This is a genomic window from Actinomadura macrotermitis, from assembly GCF_009604375.1.
In the GTDB taxonomy this organism is placed as follows: Bacteria; Actinomycetota; Actinomycetes; order Streptosporangiales; family Streptosporangiaceae; genus Spirillospora; species Spirillospora macrotermitis.
Genome location: NZ_WEGH01000002.1, coordinates 1,878,579 through 1,897,815 on the forward strand (window position 1 = coordinate 1,878,579; position 19,237 = coordinate 1,897,815).

Here is a 19,237-nt window from a genome sequence, read left to right on the forward strand (position 1 = left end):
AATCATGTACGCCGTGGGACGGCTACCAGGAAGCGGACTGGCCAAGGGCCTGGCCGTCACGATGCGCGCGATGACGCGGCGCTCCATCACGCGTCAGTACCCGGAGGTGCAGCCTGACCTGGCACCGCGCAGCCGGGGGGTGATCGCGTTGCTGGAGGAGAACTGCACCGTCTGCATGCTGTGCGCGCGCGAATGCCCGGACTGGTGCATCTACATCGACTCGCACAAGGAGACGCTGCCCGCCGAGGGCGGCGGCCGGGCCCGCACCCGCAACGTGCTGGACCGCTTCGCGATCGACTTCGCGCTGTGCATGTACTGCGGCATCTGCATCGAGGTCTGCCCCTTCGACGCGCTGTTCTGGTCGCCGGAGTTCGAGTACGCCGAGTACGACATCAACGAGCTCACCCATGAGAAGGACCGGCTGCGCGAGTGGATGTGGACGGTCCCGCCGCCGCAGCCCCCCGACCCGCTGGGCGAGCCGCCCAAGGAGATCGCCACGGCGGAGAAGGCGGCCGCCCGGCCGGCGCGCGCCGCCGCCGCCGCGCCGAAGGCGCGCCGCGCTGAAGCTCCGGCCCCTGAAGCTCCGGCCCCTGAAGCACAGGCTCCTGAAGCACGGGCCCCTGAAACACCGGCCCCCGGCAAGCCGGCCACCGGCGGAGACGAGGGACCCGCATGAGCGGACAGGATGTCGTCTTCGTCCTCCTCGGGGCGGTCGCGATCGGCTCCGGGGTGCTCGTCGTGACGACCCGGCAGATCGTGCACGCCGCCCTGTGGCTGGTGGTGTCCTTCGGCGCGCTGGCCGGCGGCTACCTGGTGCTCACCGCCGAGTTCGTGGCGTGGGTGCAGGTGCTGATCTACGTCGGCGCGGTCGTGGTGCTGCTGCTCTTCGGCATCATGCTGACCCGCGCCCCGATCGGGGCGGCGGCCGACCTGGACTCGGGCAACCGCTGGGCCGCGCTCGCCGTCGCGCTCGGCACCGCCGCGGTGCTGGTCACGGTGCTCGTGATGGGCTTCGGTCACGCCTACAAACCGCTCAAGGCGGGCGGCGGGTCGGCGGAGGAGCTCGGCGCGAGCGTCTTCCGCACCTGGGTGCTCCCGTTCGAGGTGCTCTCGGTGCTGCTGCTGGCGGCGCTGGTGGGCGCGATCGTACTGTCGCGGTCCGACATCGGCGCGAGGAAGGGCGGCTGATGCACATCATCTACCCGGCGGTCGTGTCGGCCCTGCTGTTCGCGGTGGGCGTGTACGGCGTGCTGGCCCGCCGCAACGCGATCCTGGTGCTGATGGCGGTCGAGCTGATGCTGAACGCCGTCAACCTCAACCTCGTCGCGTTCGACGTGTGGTGGCGCGACCGGCTGCACGGCGGCCAGGTGCTCACCCTGTTCACCATCGTCATCGCCGCCGCCGAGGTCGGCCTCGGCCTGGCGATCGTGCTGCTGGTCTACCGCAACCGGAAGGTGGTCGACGTGGACCGGCTGCGCGAGCTGTCCGAGGACCCCGCGCCCGCGGCCGGCCAGGACGCCGAGCCCGCCAAGGTGACGGAGGGCGCCGCGTGATCGCGCTGGCGTCGCTGGTCGTCCTGCTGCCGTTCCTGGCGGCGTTCGCGGGCCTGCTGTTCGGGCCGCGGCTGTCGCGGCTGCTCGGGCCGCGCGTCGTCCGGCCCGTCGAGGGCGGCGGCCCGCGCGCGGACGAGTACGAGTGGCGCGCGGACGCCGAGCGGGCCGGACGCTCCCCGCTGCGCAACGGGCCCGCGCTGATCGCGTGCGTGCCGATGGCGGTGTCGCTGCTGCTGGCCGCGATCGTGGCGTTCACGGTATGGCGCGACCCGGGCACCCGGACCGGCACCCTCGCCACGATCCAGACCGGCGCCGTGCCGATCCGCGTCGGGCTGCAGGTGGACGGCCTCGCCGCCGTCGTCGGGCTGATGGTGTGCTGCGTGGCGCTGGCCGTCCAGCTCTACTCGGTCGCCTACATGGCGAAGGACCCGCGCGTCTCCTCCTACACCGCGTTCATCTCCATGTTCACCGCCGCGATGCTGCTGGTCGTCTTCGCCCGCGACCTGATGGTGCTGTACGTCGGCTGGGAGATCATGGGCGTCTGCTCGTACTTCCTGATCGGCCACCACTGGGAGGACCGCGCCAACTCGCGCGCCGCCGTCAAGGCGTTCCTGGTGACGCGGCTCGGCGACGCCGGCTTCCTGATCGGCATCATCGTGCTGGGCGTCGGCGCCGGGACGTTCGACATCCAGGGCGTCCTCGCCAAGGCGGGAGTGATGCCGCACGCGACGCTGACGGCCGCCGCCCTGCTGCTGCTGGCGGGCGTCGCGGGCAAGAGCGCGCAGTTCCCGCTGCACACCTGGCTTCCCGACGCGATGGCCGGCCCGACGCCGATCAGCGCGCTCATCCACGCCGCCACCATGGTCGCCGCCGGAATCTACGTGGTGGCCCGTCTGGACGGCGTGTTCGCGCTGGCCACCGCCGCCCTGGCGGTGCTCGGCGTGCTCGCGGTGATCTCCATGGTGGGGTCGGCGCTGGCCGCCCTGGCCCAGGACGACCTGAAGCGCGTCCTCGCCTACTCCACCATCAGCCAGCTCGCGGTGATGGCGGCCGGCCTCGCCGTCGGCGCCAAGTCGGCCGCGCTGTTCCACCTGCTGACGCACGGCGCGTTCAAGGCGCTGCTGTTCTTGTCCGCCGGCTGCGTGATCTTCGCGGCCGGCTCGAACATGCTGCGCGACTACGGCGGGCTGCGGCAGCGCATGCCGATCACGTTCTGGTCGATGTCGATCGGGTTCGCGGCGCTGGCGGGGGTCCCGCTGACCAGCGGCTGGTTCTCCAAGGACGCCGTCATCGAGGCTGCCCAGACGGCCGCGCTGCATCCGGGCGAGAGGACGTCCGCCGGATGGTTCGCCTATGCGCCGCTCAAGGAAGGGCAGACGAGCGGCCACGGGCCCCTCTTCGAGCCAGGGCAGGGCGGCGTTCTGGGGACAGGGCAGGGCGGAGTACTGCACTCGAGCGGTCTGATCCCGCACCAGGGGCTCCCCTCCGGCGTCGCATGGCTGATCTACCTCGGCCTGCTGCTCACCGTCCTGCTCACCGCCGCCTACGCGATGCGCGCCTGGCTGATGACGTTCTTCGGCGAGTACCGGGGGAGCGCCGAGCCCGCCGAGGCGCCCAAGCTGATGTCGTGGACGGTCGCGGTGCTGGCCGTCCCCGCCGCGATCCTCGGGTTCTTCGGCCTCGGCGCCGAGGAGCTGCGCCCGCACGTCGGGTCGGCGCTGATCAGCCTGGCGCTGGTCGGGTTCGGCGCGGGCGCGATGTACCTGCTGTGGAACCGCGACCCGGCGGCCGACCCGGCGCGGGCGCTCGGCCCCGTCCGGCCCGTGTTCGCCCGCGCCTTCTACGTGGACGAGCTGTACGCGGCGGTGATCGTGCGGCCGGTCCGGGCGCTCGCCCGCTTCGTGGTGGCGTTCGACGGGCGCGGCATCGACGCCCTCGTCGTCGGCACCGCGCGCGCCGCGCGCCGCCTCGCCGAACCGCTGCGGCTGCCCCAGAGCGGCAACCCGCAGACCTACCTCACCGGCGTGCTCACCGGAGTCGTCGTGATCGCGGCCCTGGTGGTGGTCTTCCTGTGATCTTCCTGTTGATGATGGCGCTCCCGCTGGCCGGGGCGCTCGCGCTGCTCGTCCCCTCGTTCCTGCCGGGCGAGGACGCGGTCCGCCGGTTCGGCGTCGGCGTCTCGGGCGCGACGCTGCTGGTCGCGCTGTCGGCCCTCACCGCGTTCGACTTCGGCGCGCCCTCCCGGATGCAGCTGCAGGTGGACCGGGCGTGGGCGCCGTCGATCGGGCTGCGCTTCCACCTCGGCGTGGACGGCATCTCGCTGCCGCTGGTCGTCCTGACGGCACTGCTGACCTTCCTGTGCTTCCTGTACACGGTGAAGCACCCGCCGCAGGGCGGCCGGATCCGGCTGTTCGTGGCGCTGCTGCTCGTGCTGGAGGTCGGGCTGCTCGGCACCTTCGTCGCGCTCGACATGGTGCTGTTCTTCGTGTTCTTCGAGGTCGTCCTCATCCCCATGTACGCGGTCATCGCGATCTGGGGCTCGGGCGAGCGGCGCGCCGCGGCGACCAAGTTCATCCTCTACACGCTGCTCGGCTCGGGCCTGCTGCTGGCCGGGATGCTGCTGGTCGCCGTCAACGCCGGCACCCTGGACATGACCGAGCTGGCGCGCCGGCACGGCGCGGGCCTGTCGCACGGCGTGCAGCTCACCGCGTTCGCGCTGATGGGCCTCGGGTTCGCGGTGAAGGCGCCGATGTGGCCGCTGCACACCTGGCTGCCCGACGCGCACACCGCCGCGCCGACGGCCGGGTCGGTGCTGCTGGCCGGGGTGCTGCTGAAGATGGGCACCTACGGGCTGATCCGGGTGGCGCTGCCCGCCGCGCCGGACGGCGCCGCGTTCTGGGCACCGTGGCTCGGCCTCTTCGCGGTCGTCGGGATCGTCTACGGCGCGCTCGCCTGCCTGGCGCAGCGCGACCTGAAGCGGATGATCGCCTACTCCTCGGTCGGGCACATGGGGTTCGTGCTGCTCGGCATCGCCACGCTGACGCCGGTCGGGGTGAACGCGGCGCTGTTCGGCAACATCGCGCACGGCCTCATCACCGGCCTGCTGTTCTTCCTCGCCGGCGCGGTCAAGGACCGCTACGGCACCGGCGACCTGCGCGAGCTCGGCGGCGGCATGCTCACCACCGCGCCGCGGCTGGCGTCGCTGCTGACCTTCGCCTCGATCGCCAGCCTCGGCCTGCCCGGCCTGGCCGGGTTCTGGGGCGAGATGCTGGCGCTGCTCGGCGCGTACCGGCCGCACGCCGACCTGCCGCGCGAGACGTTCGTGACGTTCATGGCCGTCGCCGCGCTCGGCGCGGTGCTGACCGCCGCCTACTTCCTGCGGCTGCTGGCCAAGATCACGCACGGCCCGGTGACGGGGCCGGTCCCGGCGGGCGCGCGCACGATCACCGCGTACGAGTACGCGGCGTGGACGCCGCTGATCGCGCTGACCCTGCTGGTCGGCCTCTGGCCGAAGGCGTTGCTGGACGTGACCACCGCGCCGGTGCGCGCGCTGCTCGGAGGTGGCTGATGATCCAGGGCATCGACTACGCGGCGGTCGCGCCGCCGCTGATCCTGGCGGTCGCCGCGCTCGGCCTGCTGCTCGCCGACGCGTTCGACGTGCCGCGCCGCGTCCTCGGCCTGCTGTCGGCCGGGTCCCTGGCCGCCGCGCTGGTGGCGGTGGCGGTGCTGGCCGCCGGCGACCGGCGCGCCACGTTCTGCCTGCCCGGCGGGCTGCGCGGCGGCGGCCCGGCGTCGTGCTCCTACGTCTCCGACCGGTTCACCCTGGTCTTCCAGGGGATCGTGCTGGTCGCCGCGATCGTGGTGGTGCTGCTGTCGCTGCGCGAGATCAGCGACGCGGAGATCCCGGCCGGGGAGTACCACTTCCTGCTGCTCGCCGCGATCATCGGGGCGCTCACCCTGGTCGCCGCCCGCGACCTGGTGCTGCTGCTCGTCGCGCTGGAGACGCTGTCGCTGCCGGTCTTCGCGCTGGTCGCGCTGCGCCGCTACGACGGCGCCGCCACCGAGGCCGCGCTCAAGCTGTTCCTGTTCTCGGTGATCTCCGCCGCGGTGATGCTGTTCGGGATCAGCCTCGTCTACGGCGCGACCGGCGCCATGCACCTGGACCGGATCGCCCCCGCGCTGCGGAACCTGCCCTCCGACCTGGACCCGGTCGCGGCCGTCGGGGTCGTGCTCGTCCTCGCCGGGTTCGCGTTCAAGGTCGCCGCGGTCCCGTTCCACTTCTGGGCCCCCGACGTCTACCAGGGCGCCCCGCTGCCCGTCGCGGCGTTCCTGTCGGTGGTGTCCAAGGCCGCCGGGTTCGCCGGGCTGGTGATCGTCCTAGCGCTCGGCTTCCCCGCCTACGCGCACGTGTGGGGGCCGCTGGTCGGCGTCCTCGCCGCGCTCACCATGACGCTCGGCAACCTGATGGCGCTGCGGCAGGCCACCGCGATCCGGCTGCTGGCCTGGTCGTCGGTCGCCCAGTCCGGCTACATGCTGGCGCCGCTGGCGGTGGGTGAGAAGCGGCTGCCCGAGGCCGTCGCCGCCACCACCGCCTACGTCGCCCTGTACGCGGTGATGAACCTCGGCGCGTTCGCCGTCGTGATCGGCGCGCGCCGCCGCACCGCCGCCACCCCGTACTACGACACCCTCGCCGACTTCGGCGGCCTGGCCCGCCGCAGCCCGCTCATGGCCGCCGCCCTCGCCTTCTTCCTGATCTGCCTGGCGGGGCTGCCGCCGGGCGTCATGGGGCTGTTCGCGAAGGTCGTGGTGTTCCGCGCGACGGTCGCGGGCGGCGTGACGTGGCTGGCCGTCGTCATGGCGGTCAACACCGTGATCGGGCTCTACTACTACCTCGCCTGGGCGGTCCGGCTGTTCGCCGCGCCCGCCGGGCCCGCCTACGAGACCTCGCCCGGCCTGCCCGTCCGCGCCGCCGTCGCCGCCGCCTTCGCCGGCTGCGCCGTCCTGTCGGTCGCCCCGCAGCTGATCCTGCAGACGGTCGCCTCGGTCACCTGAGGCTGGAACGTCCGGCCTGGTCAGCCCGTTGACCCTGCGGGGGCGCAGTCAACGGGAGGGCAGGGGACAGGTGCGGTTCAACGGCGCCAGGACGGCGGCACTGATCGCCGCGCTGTCGGCACTGATGCTCGCGATCGGCTTCGCCTTCGGCGGGCCCGCCGGCCTGCCGGCGGCGCTGATCGTCGCGCTCGGCGTCAACGGCGCCGCCTACGTCCTCAGCGACCGCATCGCGCTGCGCTCCATGCGCGCGCACCCGGTCGGCGAGGTCGAGGCGCCCGTCCTGTACCGGCTGGTCCGCGAGCTGTCCACGGCGGCGCGGCAGCCCATGCCGCGGCTGTACGTGTCCGAGACGCTGCAGCCGAACGCGTTCGCCACCGGCCGCAACCCGCGCAACGCCGCCGTCTGCTGCACCCGCGGCGTGCTGCGGATGCTGGACGAGCGCGAACTGCGCGCCGTCCTCGCGCACGAGCTGGCGCACGTGCACAGCCGCGACATCCTCATCTCCTCGGTCGCCGCCGCGATCGCCACCGTCATCACCTGCCTGGCCCACCTGGCGGTGTTCCTGCCCGGCCCCTCCGACGACGAGGACGGCCCCGGCCTGCTCGGCGCCCTGCTGCTGCTCGTGCTCGGCCCGGTCGCCGCCGCCGTCGTGCAGATGGCGATCAGCCGCACCCGCGAGTTCCAGGCCGACGCCGCCGGCGCCCGCCTCACCGGCGACCCGCTCGCGCTGGCGAGCGCGCTGCGCAAGCTGGAGGCGGGCACCCGGGCGATGCCGCTGCCGCAGGACCCCGAGCTGGCCACCACCAGCGCCCTGATGATCGCCGATCCGTTCCGCGGCATCGGGATCGGCCGGCTGTTCTCCACCCACCCGCCGACCGCCGAGCGCATCGCCCGGCTGGAGCGGATGGCCGGGGGCCGCTAAGGCAGCGTCAGCACCACCGGGCCGTCCGCGGTGATCGCCAGGCTGTGCTCGAAGTGCGCGGCGCGGCTGCCGTCGGCCGTCGCGATCGACCAGCCGTCGTCCATCGTCCACGCCTCGTCCCGGCCGCCCTCGTGGAACATCGGCTCGATCGCGATCGCCAGGCCCTCGCGCAGCCGCAGCCCGCGGCCCGCCCGGCCGGTGTTGGGCACCGGCGGGTCCTCGTGCATCGCGGTGCCGATCCCGTGGCCGCCGCAGCCCTCCAGGACGCCGTAACCGGCCTCGCGGGCGGTGCGCTCCACCGCGTGCGCGATGTCGCCCATCCGGCCGCCCGGCCGCGCCGCCTCGATCGCCCGCTCCAGCGCCAGCCGGGTGGTGTCCACCAGCCGCTTACCGGCCTCGTCGGCGGCGCCGACGGCGAAGGTCACCGCCGCGTCGCCGTGGTAGCCGCCGACCTCGGCGCCGCAGTCCGCCGACAGCAGGTCGCCCTCGCGCAGCACCCGGCCGTCCGGCAGGCCGTGCACCACCACGTCGTTCACCGACAGGCACACCACACCGGGGTAGGGGATCGGCGCCCAGCCGGGGTGGTAGCCGAGGAAGGACGGCCGGGCGTCCATCTTCGCGATGACGCGCGCGGCCACCGCGTCCAGCTCCAGCAGGCTGACGCCGGGCTCGGCGGCCTCCTGGACGGCGGCGAGGGCGTGCGCCACGACACGGCCGGCCTCGCGCATGACGTCAAGCTCACGGGGGGTTCGGTAGGTCACCATGCGAAGATAGTAATACCAGTATTAGAATCCCGAGCATGGTCCGAACCCCGCTCACCTCCGAACAGCGCGACCGCGGCCGCGCCCTCGGCCAGGTCCTGCGCGCCGCCCGCGGCCCCCGCAGCGCCGCCTCCGTCGCCGCCGAGGCCGGCATCTCCCTCGACACCCTGCGCAAGATCGAACGCGGCGCCATCGCCGTCCCGGCGTTCTTCACCGTCGCCGCCCTGGCCCGCGCCCTCGGCCTGGACCTCAGCGACCTCGCCCACGACCTGCAGCGCTTCGACGACACCAGCCTCGCCGGCTGACCCGCGAACCCGCGCCGCGCACCCGGAGTCCTACAGAAAGCACGAAGCGCGCCCGCCCTTCCACGGAGGAAGAGGGGACGCGCCCGTCTGGACCGTCGCGCGGCCGGGCACCAACCCCCCGGCGCCCCGGCCGCGCGACGCCCGGCTACCGGTAGTTCACGAACTGCAGGGCCACGTCCAGGTCCTTGCCCTTCAGCAGCGCGATGACCTCCTGCAGGTCGTCGCGCTTCTTGGACGACACCCGCAGCTCGTCGCCCTGGATCTGGGCCTTCACGCCCTTCGGGCCCTCCTCGCGGATGATCTTGCCGATCTTCTTGGCGTCCTCCTGGGAGATGCCCTCCTTCAGCGACACGGTCAGCTTGTAGACCTTGCCCGACAGGCGCGGCTCGCCCGGGTCGATCGCCTTCAGCGAGATCTGCCGCCGCACCAGCTTGTCCCTGAAGACCTCCAGCACCGCGTTCGCCCGCTCCTCGGTGTTCGCCTGGATCTCGATGGTCTCGCCCGACCACTTGATCCCCGCGTCCACGTTGCGGAAGTCGAACCGCGTGCCGACCTCCTTCACCGCCTGGTTCAGCGCGTTGTCGACCTCCTGGCGGTCGAGCTTGGAAACGATGTCGAAACTGCTGTCTGCCACCGGTACCCAGTCCTTCTGAAGCTGCTGTATGGGCGGCCGGACACGCACCAGACGGGGTCCGGAACGCCGCCACGTCGTCGGATCAGCGTAGCGAGCGCCACGACGCCACGCGTGACGCGCGTGTGCCCGCCCATATAAAGGGCATCGAAACCGCGCGTCACCACCCCTGACCCCACTACGGTCTTTTACCCCGAAGCCCGGAGGATTCATGAGACCCAGCGACGCCGAAGAACTCGCCCATCTCGGCCAGGTCGACGTGCACCCCGACGTCCACCGCGCCACCGAACCCGACGAAGACCAGATCCTGCACGAGCTGTACGGGACCGACGCGATCCAGGCCGCGGCGGCCGCCCCCGCCCTCCTGGTCGAGGCCCGCCGCAGCCTCGGCACCGCCGGCCGCCCGAACGCCATCACCCGCGACTACGCTTCCCGCCACGGCTCGGACTTCCTGCGCGCCTCCTGGTGCGACATGGCCGTCACCTACTGGGCGCGCCGCTCGGGCAACGCCGCCGCCGTCCTGCCCGCCGGCGACCGCGCCTACACCGTCTGGCACGCCCAGGACTTCCAGCGCATCGGCCGCTGGCACGCCGGCACCGCCGCCGGCGTCGACGCCTCCCGGCCGGGCGACATCGTCTTCTTCGACTGGGGCGCCACCAACTCCATCGGCGCGATCGACCACGTCGGCGTCATCGAGAAGGTCCTCGGCGGCGGCCGGGTCCAGACCATCGAGGGCAACACCTCCGACGCGGTCCGCCGCCGCGTCCGCTCGGCCTCGGTCATCGCCGGCTACGGCCGCCCCGCCTACACCCCGAACGAGAACGACTGGATGGAGACGATGATGAAGAAGCTGCCCATGCTCGGCAAGGGCGACAAGGGGGAGCACGTCGAGACCGTCCAGGGCCTCCTCCTGGCCCGCTCCCACCCCGAGGTCCGCATCACCGGCAAGTTCGACGACGCCACCGAGAAGGCCGTCCGCAAGGTCCAGTCCTGGGGCGGCGTGGAGTCCGACGGCGTCGTCGGCCCGAAGACCTGGCCGGTCCTGCTGCGCGTCAACGGCTGAACCCCGGATTTCACGTCCACTCCCGGCGTCCGCTATTCTCTGTACTGCCATCGCGCGAGCGATGCCACGGCGGGTTGCCCGAGTGGCCAATGGGAGCGGACTGTAAATCCGTCGGCTTAGCCTACGCAAGTTCGAACCTTGCACCCGCCACACCAGTGGGAACGGCCCCTGACCTGTGCAAACAGGTCAGGGGCCGTTCGCGTTCCGCTACCGGTGATCCACGGCTCCGGCCGGCTTTTTCCGGCTGTCTGTGGACGAGTAGTGGACCAGTTCGGGAGCTCGGTCGCTCCTCAGGTGATCTCGCCCCACCACCGGAAGAGCAGTGGGTTGGCGGGCAGGTGCCCTTGCGCGATCGCGTATTCGAGGAAGTTGAACAGTGCCGACCTCCGGCGGGATCGGACGTTGGGTGAGGCGGGTTCCCCGTCCAGCCGCCGGTTGAGGTGGTCAAGGATCTTGCCGAGCACCTCAGGATCGCGCAGGACGCCCGCGTCAGGGGAGTTGTCGGCCATCCAGCCGAGGACCTCCCCAAGGGCGTTCGGAGGGGCGCCGGCCCGGTCGCTGAGAGCCCACGTGGTGAGTGCCTGGCCGAGTTGGACGTGAGTGGGCCACGTCTTCCTACGATTCAAGGTCGCCACGACGATCTTCGTCAGGGTCTCGATCACGCCGCGCATGGTGTCCGGCTTGACCGTCTTGCGCTTGTCGTCGGCATAGGCGATCGCGAGCTCATAGATCGAGCACGGCGCCGGCTCAGGAGGGCGCGGCTCACCGAGCAGGATCTCGTCGAGCTCGCTCAGGTCCTCTTCGGTCTTCGCCTTGGAGCTCACCCAGCCCAGCTTCGCGAGCGCGGCCTGTTGCGAGTCGGTGAGGCAGTGAACGTAGACGCTCAGCAGCACCGCGATGCTGTTGCCGGCCCACTCCGAGACCTGCGCCGCGTCGATGCCCAGGTTCAGCCAGATCGACAGGCGGGCGTGTCGTAGGTCATACGGGCGCTCGGCCTGGACGGACTTGAGCTCGGCCGCGGTGAGTGCATCTTCTCGGGCGTGATCTCAGATGGTGTTGACCGTTGAGTCGGAGACCAGGCCGCCGTCCTCGGAGCGGAAGAGGCGTCCGTCCGGAGCGGTGCCGAAGATCTCCAAGTGCGCGCGGATGAGCCGGCAGAGCAGCGGGCTCATCGGCACGGGCCGGACGGCGTTGACCGCTCGGTGCTTGAGCTGCCTGATCTCCCGCTCGCCGCTGTCGGTCCAGGGGCCGCCGACCTCGGGCGAACTGGCGGTCAGATGCATCCAGCCGGGTTCATCATCGTTATCGGGGAGTTCGAGCTCATCGAGGGTCAAGGCGGCTGCCTCGCCCGGCCGCAGTCCCGCCAGGAACAGGCACCCGAAATATGCCCTGAGATGGAGCCCCATCGCGCCCCGACGGCTGACCGCGATGAGTAGGCGCCGCCCTTTGGCCTCGTTGACGACCCGCCGCCGGTCCACCGCGGTGTCGTTCTTCGTGGGCGTCCAGCTGATGTTTGGCAGCGGGTTGGCGTTCAGGTGCCCTTTCTCGACCATGTACTTCAGGAAGTTGTAGAACGTCGCCCGCTTCCTCGCGAAGGTCGACTCCGCGGCCGGCTTGCCGTCCAGCTTCTTCCCGAGCTGGCCGAGGACGGCACGGACGACGTCGCTATCCGCGAGAGCCGAGATCTTGAAAGAGGCATCCTCTACCAGACGGATCTGCTTCTGGATCTCCTCGGGAAGCCCGTTCCTGCGCGCTGTCACGCTGAACGCCCACGTCGCCAGGGCGGCGTGCAGATCTTCCCGCTCCCGGCGCGTCGGATGCCCCTTCTCCCAGCGCATCAGGGCGAGCATCATGCCGGCAAGTGCCTCGCCGATACCTCGACGATGGCCAGGGGAAGCCTGCGGCCACTTCACCTCGGAGTAGGCGAGGGCCATTTCATAACAGCTCGGAACGTCCGGCGCAGAAGTTGGCACCACGGGTGCTTTGGGCACCATCGACAGCGGAAGGCCGGTCTCGACGTCAAAGGGCTGGCCCTAATTGGCGGCGGTCTTGAGCTTCGACCTGAAGTTGTCCGCGAGAGCGTAGGTCTCAAAGATCTCCGAGCACGTGTGCTCCGCGACACGCCATCGGAGCTGCTGGCGGGGCTTGCCCGTCTTGCTCCTCTTGCCTACGGCGCGGGGGCGGATGCTCCAGATGCGGACATCGTAGGAGAGGCGCCGGGCGGCACCGCCCGGCGCTTGCGCGCCGTATCCACGACCCGCCTCATCGGACGACCACCTCGGCCGACCGGCCGTTGTCCCGCGCCAGTGCCTTCAGCACCAGCCCGAGGCTGGACGCATCCAGTCCACCGAGCGCTTCGCGGCGATCCACCGTGATCGCGGCGGCGATGCCCGCAGCGATCCGCAGCATCGCGGCCTCGCTCCCCATGTAGGCCAGCCGACCAGCTTTGACGGCGCCAGCCGCGACCCTCCACCGCACAAACGCGACGAGCCGGCCTCCTGCGTGGAACGAGTCGGTCTCGACCTCGACGTACCGACAGACGAAGTCTTCGCGCGCCAGCCAAGCTTCGTGGCCGATCAGCAAGTCCACGACGGTCTCAGTGGACAACAGCCCGGACGCAGGGCGGCGGAGCAGCTCAGCGAGCTCGGCACCGGTGTGAGGGGTCATGACGATTTCTCCGGTTGCTTCAGAGAGGACGGAACGGACACCGGAAGGAGAAGGACTCCCGACCGGTCTCTGTGACCGCAGGAGACCGGTTCTTCCGGACCGGTCCGCACAGTCACCGGCGCCCTGCTCTGCGGACGCATCATCCATTCGATCGTGTTACTTACTCATATAACACGTATACTTTCATAACCGTCAAGCTGGTGAGAGTGGATGGTTCCGTCCTCGCCCGGTCTAGCTCCGGCCTTCCGGACCGGGCAGCACCAGGCGCCGCCGGCCTGGCCGGGTCTCGATCAGCCCTTCGGCCTCCAGTGCCGCCAAGGCGCGCCTCACCGTGGTCCGGGACACGCCATGCTGCTCGGCAAGGTCGGCTTCCCCGGGAAGGCTGCCGCCGGCGGGGAACTCCCCGTCACTGATGGCCGCCCGGATGCGTCCCGCGACGGCATCCGTCCGGTTCGCCTCGCCTCCAAGATCTCCCACGAACCATCCCTGGCTCTGGACCGAGGTGATCAGCCCTTCGGTCTCCAGCGCCGCCAAGGCGCGGTTGGTCGTCCCGGTCGAGACGCCGAACCGGTCCGCCAGTTCGTCGACAGTGCCGAGCCGGTCACCGGGGGAACTGCCCTCCGCCGCCAGAAGCCGCCGAATCTCTTCGGTGACCCGCTCGTACTTCTTCTCCGTCCGAGCCACAGCGGGAGCGGTGCCGGCCCGAGCGAAACGTCCACGCCCCGGCACCACCTCGATGAGGCCCTCGTCCTGGAGCAGGGTTAGCGCCCGGCGAACCGTCGTCCGAGCGACCCCATGCTGCTCCATGAGCTCGGCTTCCGAGGGCAGTGCCCGCTCCGGACCGATCTCCCCCGCCTCGATGGACCTGCGCAGACCATCGGCGATATTCCGGAATCCGACCTTGGGCATGGTCCTTGAAGCTCCTGCCTAGCTGGGCGCCAAGGGCACATCGTACGCAGGTCCTACCTGCGGGAGTTCCCACGAAAGCGGTTGCGCTGTGCGGAGATGGATCGCACGCCCCTGTACTCACCCACGATGTGGCCAGTAGGCATGCGGTCCACCCTGAGCCTGTACCTGGCCTCTAGGGCGCGGTCACCGAGTAGGGGCGCCAGCAGCTCGCCGAACTGGGTGTCGACGCCGGGAGTCGAGGCTGAGGAGGAGAGTCAGCCCTGCCTGTGTGCCGGTCGCCCACGCCGTCGTCGACCTAGGTGACGATCGAGGAGGCAAGTGGACGGCCTGCCGCCAGGGCCTGTCTCGAAGTCGGGTGTGCGAGGGGGTGTCGTGATCTCTAAGAGTGTGTTCGACAGGTGGTCGCTGATGGCATTCGAGGGGTCTGGGGCGGGGTGGCCGCGGGTGATCCGGCGGGTCGTCTGGTCGACGGCGGCCCAGCCCGCCAGCCGGCAGCGGGTGAACAGGTACAGCCCCAGCAGCAGGTTGGTGGCACCGGCCCGAGCGTCGTGCATCGCGCCGGCCGTGCACGGGCCCCGGAACCGTGCACGGCCGGGCCAGGGTCAGGGCTGCTTGGTCCAGAGGGTCGCGCGCCGCACGGAGCCGGGGTAGGAGGACACACCGATGACGGCGCTCTTGTCGTTGATGTCGACGACCTGGGAGCTGGTCGCGCCCGCGGGAAGCGGGAGGGCCAGGGGGCCGGAGGTGGGGCTGGGCCAGACGACCGGTCCCGCCACCGTGTCGCTGCAGTGGTAGCTGCCGATGATCTCGCCGGCGGTGTTGATCGCCGTGGGCCGGACGAATCGGCCGCGGTTTTCGCCGGGCAGGGCGCGCATGCCGGTCGCGGCGTCCCAGACAAAGGCGTCTTCGAGGACGCCGGCGGCGTCTACCGCCGAGGTGCCGACCACGACGCCCTTCTCGTTGATGCCGACCGGAAGCGTCCACTTGCCGCCCAGGGTGCCGAGGTCGACGGTGGTGTTCTGGCCGATCCGCGCGTAGCCGCGCTCGGCCCGGTTGAACGCTCCGTCGTCGCCGGTGGTCGAGGAGGACAGGTTCGTGCTGCCGACCCAGTCGCCCTTCTCGTTCATGTCCACGATCTGCGAGCCGGCCCCACCGGACGGCAGGCCGTATGTGCCACCCGACCACAGGGCCGACAGGCGCTTGCGCAGGAGGTCGCCCTCGATCTTCTTGTCCTCGATGTAGCCGCCGACGACGCCGTTGCCGATGGTGTTGCCCTGCGAGTGGACACCCCACTGGCCGAGATCCTGCAGCCGGCCGTCGCGGTAGACGAAGGCGTGGCGCTCCCCGTCCAGGGCGGTGCCGTAGCCGGAGATCCGGCCCTGCTCGTCCACCCCGGTGGCGACGCTGTTCGGGCCGCGCAGGAAAGCGAACGGCAGGTAGCCGAGCTCCTTCAGCGTCCCGGCCTTCCACGACACCGCGACGTTCCGCTGCGGGACCTGGCCTGGATTGGCGACCTTGGATCCCACGACGAGACCCTGGTCGTTGATGCTCGTCGGCGTGAAATCGGTGCCGAGGTCGACCGCCTTCCACTGCGTGGCCGCCGGCTTGCAGAACACGGGCTCCGCGTGCGCGGGCGTCGTGACGGCCAGCCCCGCCAGAGGCAGGGCCGCGACGAGTATGGAACGTGCCAGTGAACGCATGTGCCGTCCTTCACCTTCGATGATCGAATTCGTGATCACCGTAGATCGCGGACGGCCTGACCAGGGCTTTTCAAACCTTACGGACCTCTTACCGCCACCTTGGGCTTCCCTCTGCTTGACGGCCGGACACGGTGAGCGGGCGCTGGACGATCTGCATGTCGATGCCCGACGTGGCGGCGTGTTCGACCAGGTGGGCGCGGTAGCCGCCGTCGACCCAGGTGGTGGTGACGGGGGGGATGCCCGGCCGCGACGCAGTCGATCAGCACCTGTCCGGCAGTGGCGTCCTGGACGCCGGTGGCGGTGACCAGGAGGACGGGCGCAGGCTGAGGGCATGGCCGGCAGGTCCGGTCGGGAAGGACCGGTGAAATGGTCGACGCCGTCTGGGGCGGCGGCTGGGCGGTGAGCGGCGTCGGCGGATCTGTCCGGGGGTGCGGTGAGCCGCTGTCGGCGCGGGCGCGCAGGGACGCGGTGTTACAACGAACGCCGCCCCGGCCCAGCGAATACCAGGATCACCCGTCAAACACGTTGTCCCGTAGAACAGGCCGTGGCGGATCGGTTCGGCCGCCTTGTCCAGGTGCAGCCGTCTGACAGCAGTGTGTCCGGCTCCGGAGAGGAGCGCATGAGTTGCCCTAGGATGCCCACCCAGTTGATCTTCGCTGAACGACGGAAAAGGGCTTCTCTGTGAACTCTGCACAGCTTCCTGAGGATCCGCGCTGGCATACCACCGGCGCCGCCTCAGCAGCTCAGAATCCACCCGAGCCGCCGCCCTGGACCACCGCGAAGCGCCCTGCTCGATGGTGGCAACGGCCGCCGATCCTGGCCGCGTGCAGCGTCGCCGCGGTGGTCGCGATCGGACTGGCGGTCGCGATCGGACTGGTGGTCGTACGAGCGACCGAGCCACCGGGTAAGAGCTCCACGCAGCCGGCGGGCCCTGACGCCTCGCTCGCCCCGAGCGCGAACCCGAGCGCGAGCGCGAGCGCGAGCGCGAGCGGTGCGCCGAAGTCGCATGGGGCTGGTCCGGTCCTGTCCATCACAGGCGATTTCCCCTACACCCTGCAAGGCATCGCGGCAGGAAAGGTCACGACGGCCGCAGGAACGCCGGCGCCCGCCGGCTACAAGTTCCTCTACCTGGCGATCGAGATCAGGGGCAAGCTCACCGATCGTTCGATGCCCGCCCCCACGCCGGGCCTGAGCGTGTCCTGGCCGCAGTGCGAGAACGCCAAGTCCACCCAGCGCCCCGTCGGATGCGCCGTCCAGAGCCCCATGAAGCGGCTGTGGAAATACATGCCCATAGAGATCTTCGACCGGGATCACCTGACGCCCCCCGAAAGCTCGGAGATGCTGCCGCCCGGCCCCTACTACTACACCTACATGTCGGCCCGGATCCCCGACAGCGTCGACCCCAAGCAGTCCAAGGTCTGCACCATCGTCCCGGTCGGCCAGACACCCCAGTGCATCCCGCTCGCCACCCTGCCGATCTCCTCGGACTGATGACGATTCGCGCCGCAAGGACCGACGGAGCGGTGGCGGGTGAACAGCGTCAACGGGCCGCTCGCCGAGCACCGCATCGTCATGCAGCGCGCGGCCGAGCGCATTCCCGGCGACGATGACGCGGGCCCGCTCACGCCGCCGGCTTGCCGGGCAGCCGCCTTCCAAGAGCCCACCCAAGAGGCGGACCCGGGTGGTCCGGGGGCTCCCACCTGCGCCTGCTGGCGGATGCCGTCGATGAGCGATGAGCTGCCGTTTCGTCCTTTTCGGGGGTCGGCCCGGACGTCTGGACACGGCAGCAGCGGTTCCAGCCGCGCCCCTTGCTCAACGGTCAGGTCGAACCGCCTCGTCACCGCCAGGGTGGCCACGAGGTCTCCGGTAGTTCAGGTTTTTCTTGGTCGATGAACCCTCTACCGGAGACCTCGCTGCGTCCGGCGCATGACACGCCGCCGCTCATCTCACTTCGAAACAAGCCCTAGTGCTGGGGCGAGCCTGTCTGTCGTTGGGGTAGGAGGAGGCGTCGAAGTTGGGATTGGCCCACGTGGCGGATGAACAGTTTCCGCGGCACCGTAGCGAACACCCGCTCACACTCGTGGCGGGTGATGTACCTCGGTCTGCCAGGAAGCAGTCGAGGTCGTGCACGCCCTCGTCGGTGACCAGACCAGAGCTCTCGTTCGTCGTACTCTCCCCTGCCGCTCGCCATCGCTGCTCGGAGTACTTCTTTCTTCCGGCAAGCTGCAGCTCTCGTCAGTCGACAGCACGTCCGTAACCCGCACCCTAAAGATCTCTAGACGGCAGTGATGTGGAGCGGCGGCGGTGTGGCATCGACAAAGAGGTGGAGTTCGCTCATTCTGTGAGTGCGTATAGTTTTGAGATCGAGAGGGGAAAGCATGTCAGAGTCTTCCGACGCCCTGTTCAAGGTCTGGGAGGAGCAGCAGTCCGAGATCCGTCATATGCAGACGCAGCGAGCTATGCTCACCAACGCAATCATTGTGGTCGCAGTAGCGGGGATCGGGTTTGTTGTTCAGCGAGGGCTAACGGCAAGCATGCTCGGGGTAACCCTGCCACTCGCAGGGCTTGGGCTCTATGGAGCACTTGCAAGCGCTAAATATTATGAGATGATCAGAAATTGCGAGAGGCGAGCAAAGATCTTGATTGATCGAATTGATGAGAGTATAGCAGGGCTCGATCTGGACAGTGTTTTCGTGGAGGCTAGCCGGCAAAGGCGGCTGGAAACGTCTCGCTTCATCTACTTCTCTCAAATGCACCGCTTGTGGATAGGCCTTCACCTGTCGGTGGCGCTGACCGGTGGCGTGCTCTCTGCAGTAGCAATCGCCTAGAAATCCTTAGCGGTTGAGGTTGCGAGGTGGACGGAATCACAACACATCGATTCCGCCTCCACGGTGATGCGCCCATGTGCGGGCTGCGTCGGTCATCGCGCCTAGCCAGGTCTCGTTTGGACGGCGGCTGACGGCTGCGGCATACAGACGTAGAGTCGCGATCACGAAGACATCTACAACACGCGGATCAGCGGACTGCCAGGCCGTACATCGTGATGCCCACGCTTCTGCAGCCTCGGGGGTATGGCCGGCGGCGATGAGCTGGTGGACCAGGCAGGCGGGGTCGATGAAGCCCGCGCCACGTGTCGGCCAGGCCCAGTCCACTGCCCAGGTCGTGTCGGGACCGATGAGGAAGTTGTCCGGCTGGATGTCGGTGTAGAGGAGAGCGTTGCCGCGCAGCAGCGCAGCATCTTCCTCAGACAGGTAGCGATCCCATCGCGTCTCCCACCAACCCTGCGCGACGCCGGGCAAGGCCAGAGCGGCGATGCGGTTCAGCGTCTCGGTCACGGCGCGCAGGTCGTTTGAGTTGGGGGTGAAGTCAGCAGTGTGGCCGGTCACCTGCTCGAATCCCAGTACCACCCACGACGGCCCTTCGGCCGTCCAGAGCAGCTTCGGCGAGATCGGAGTGATGTACGGGTTGATCGCGCCTTCCCGGACCAGTGAGTCGAGCCGACCCCCTGGCCGTTTCTTCATCCCTTTGACGAAGAACCGGCCGCTGGTTCCCTCGACCAGGGCAGTGACGTCGGAGCCATGACCGTGTGCTGTGCGTTCGGCGGTGAGCAACTCGCCGACGTGCGGACGAATCAGGGCCTCGAACTCGGGTCCGGGAAGAGCGTCCATGGCTCC

Annotated in this window: 19 protein-coding genes and 1 tRNA gene; 12 read left to right on the forward strand and 8 right to left on the reverse strand. The window is 70.0% G+C overall.

The window, feature by feature from the left end:
* Positions 1 to 4: 4 nt before the first annotated feature.
* The 7 genes from ACRB68_RS20880 (at position 5) to htpX (ending at position 7,527) form a co-directional block, all read left to right on the forward strand.
* A complete protein-coding gene (locus ACRB68_RS20880; protein ID WP_153534534.1) occupies positions 5 to 676 on the forward strand; it encodes a NuoI/complex I 23 kDa subunit family protein in 672 nt (223 codons plus the stop codon).
* The gene (locus ACRB68_RS20885; protein WP_153534536.1) at positions 673 to 1,188 is read left to right on the forward strand and encodes an NADH-quinone oxidoreductase subunit J family protein; all 516 of its coding nucleotides are present in this window, start codon (positions 673 to 675) and stop codon (positions 1,186 to 1,188) included. The genes ACRB68_RS20880 and ACRB68_RS20885 overlap by 4 nt, the downstream gene beginning before the upstream one ends.
* The gene (nuoK, locus tag ACRB68_RS20890; RefSeq protein ID WP_153534538.1) at positions 1,188 to 1,553 is read left to right on the forward strand and encodes an NADH-quinone oxidoreductase subunit NuoK; all 366 of its coding nucleotides are present in this window, start codon (positions 1,188 to 1,190) and stop codon (positions 1,551 to 1,553) included. The genes ACRB68_RS20885 and nuoK overlap by 1 nt, the downstream gene beginning before the upstream one ends.
* Entirely contained in the window at positions 1,550 to 3,628 is a 2,079-nt protein-coding gene (locus ACRB68_RS20895) for an NADH-quinone oxidoreductase subunit 5 family protein (protein WP_328594503.1), read from the forward strand. Before nuoK ends, ACRB68_RS20895 begins: the two co-directional genes overlap by 4 nt.
* Positions 3,625 to 5,121 (forward strand): complex I subunit 4 family protein, encoded by a 1,497-nt coding sequence (locus ACRB68_RS20900; RefSeq protein WP_328594504.1) that lies wholly within the window; start codon positions 3,625 to 3,627, stop codon positions 5,119 to 5,121. Before ACRB68_RS20895 ends, ACRB68_RS20900 begins: the two co-directional genes overlap by 4 nt.
* The gene (locus ACRB68_RS20905; RefSeq protein ID WP_153534540.1) at positions 5,121 to 6,605 is read left to right on the forward strand and encodes an NADH-quinone oxidoreductase subunit N; all 1,485 of its coding nucleotides are present in this window, start codon (positions 5,121 to 5,123) and stop codon (positions 6,603 to 6,605) included. The genes ACRB68_RS20900 and ACRB68_RS20905 overlap by 1 nt, the downstream gene beginning before the upstream one ends.
* 70 nt (positions 6,606 to 6,675) lie before the next feature.
* The gene (htpX, locus tag ACRB68_RS20910; protein ID WP_328594505.1) at positions 6,676 to 7,527 is read left to right on the forward strand and encodes a zinc metalloprotease HtpX; all 852 of its coding nucleotides are present in this window, start codon (positions 6,676 to 6,678) and stop codon (positions 7,525 to 7,527) included.
* Here htpX and map read toward each other — a convergent pair.
* Positions 7,524 to 8,291, reverse strand: coding sequence for a type I methionyl aminopeptidase (gene map / locus ACRB68_RS20915; RefSeq protein WP_153534542.1), 768 nt, complete (start codon positions 8,289 to 8,291; stop codon positions 7,524 to 7,526). The genes htpX and map overlap by 4 nt on opposite strands.
* Before the next feature lie 35 nt (positions 8,292 to 8,326).
* Between map and ACRB68_RS20920 the strand changes: the two genes are divergently transcribed.
* Positions 8,327 to 8,593: a helix-turn-helix domain-containing protein gene (locus ACRB68_RS20920; RefSeq protein ID WP_153534544.1), complete on the forward strand. Its 267-nt coding sequence runs from the start codon at positions 8,327 to 8,329 to the stop codon at positions 8,591 to 8,593.
* Positions 8,594 to 8,738: 145 nt separating this feature from the next.
* Here the strand turns inward: ACRB68_RS20920 and ACRB68_RS20925 are convergent, their stop codons facing one another.
* Positions 8,739 to 9,227 (reverse strand): YajQ family cyclic di-GMP-binding protein, encoded by a 489-nt coding sequence (locus ACRB68_RS20925; RefSeq protein WP_328594506.1) that lies wholly within the window; start codon positions 9,225 to 9,227, stop codon positions 8,739 to 8,741.
* A 208-nt stretch (positions 9,228 to 9,435) separates the two neighbouring features.
* Between ACRB68_RS20925 and ACRB68_RS20930 the strand changes: the two genes are divergently transcribed.
* Both ACRB68_RS20930 and ACRB68_RS20935 read left to right on the forward strand, forming a co-directional pair.
* Positions 9,436 to 10,287 carry a peptidoglycan-binding protein gene (locus ACRB68_RS20930; RefSeq protein WP_153534546.1) on the forward strand — a complete coding sequence of 284 codons (852 nt, stop codon included), beginning with the start codon at positions 9,436 to 9,438 and terminating at the stop codon, positions 10,285 to 10,287.
* 68 nt (positions 10,288 to 10,355) lie between these two features.
* Positions 10,356 to 10,437, forward strand: a tRNA-Tyr gene (locus ACRB68_RS20935).
* A 140-nt stretch (positions 10,438 to 10,577) separates the two neighbouring features.
* Here the strand turns inward: ACRB68_RS20935 and ACRB68_RS20940 are convergent.
* The 5 genes from ACRB68_RS20940 to ACRB68_RS20960 form a co-directional block, all read right to left on the reverse strand.
* A complete protein-coding gene (locus tag ACRB68_RS20940) occupies positions 10,578 to 11,180 on the reverse strand; it encodes a hypothetical protein (RefSeq protein ID WP_153534548.1) in 603 nt (200 codons plus the stop codon).
* A 153-nt stretch (positions 11,181 to 11,333) separates the two neighbouring features.
* Positions 11,334 to 12,221, reverse strand: coding sequence for a tyrosine-type recombinase/integrase (locus tag ACRB68_RS20945; RefSeq protein ID WP_153534550.1), 888 nt, complete (start codon positions 12,219 to 12,221; stop codon positions 11,334 to 11,336).
* 328 nt (positions 12,222 to 12,549) lie between these two features.
* Entirely contained in the window at positions 12,550 to 12,876 is a 327-nt protein-coding gene (locus tag ACRB68_RS20950; protein ID WP_153534552.1) for a hypothetical protein, read from the reverse strand.
* 309 nt (positions 12,877 to 13,185) lie between these two features.
* Positions 13,186 to 13,863, reverse strand: coding sequence for a GntR family transcriptional regulator (locus ACRB68_RS20955; RefSeq protein ID WP_153534554.1), 678 nt, complete (start codon positions 13,861 to 13,863; stop codon positions 13,186 to 13,188).
* Positions 13,864 to 14,465: 602 nt separating this feature from the next.
* The gene (locus tag ACRB68_RS20960; protein WP_153534556.1) at positions 14,466 to 15,563 is read right to left on the reverse strand and encodes a hypothetical protein; all 1,098 of its coding nucleotides are present in this window, start codon (positions 15,561 to 15,563) and stop codon (positions 14,466 to 14,468) included.
* Between the two features lie 681 nt (positions 15,564 to 16,244).
* Here ACRB68_RS20960 and ACRB68_RS20965 point away from each other — a divergent pair.
* Together ACRB68_RS20965 and ACRB68_RS20970 are read left to right on the forward strand one after the other, a co-directional pair.
* Positions 16,245 to 17,054, forward strand: coding sequence for a hypothetical protein (locus tag ACRB68_RS20965; RefSeq protein ID WP_153534557.1), 810 nt, complete (start codon positions 16,245 to 16,247; stop codon positions 17,052 to 17,054).
* Positions 17,055 to 17,941: 887 nt separating this feature from the next.
* Entirely contained in the window at positions 17,942 to 18,391 is a 450-nt protein-coding gene (locus ACRB68_RS20970; RefSeq protein WP_153534559.1) for a hypothetical protein, read from the forward strand.
* Positions 18,392 to 18,427: 36 nt separating this feature from the next.
* Here the strand turns inward: ACRB68_RS20970 and ACRB68_RS20975 are convergent, their stop codons facing one another.
* Positions 18,428 to 19,231 carry a hypothetical protein gene (locus tag ACRB68_RS20975; RefSeq protein ID WP_153534561.1) on the reverse strand — a complete coding sequence of 268 codons (804 nt, stop codon included), beginning with the start codon at positions 19,229 to 19,231 and terminating at the stop codon, positions 18,428 to 18,430.
* Positions 19,232 to 19,237: the final 6 nt, after the last annotated feature.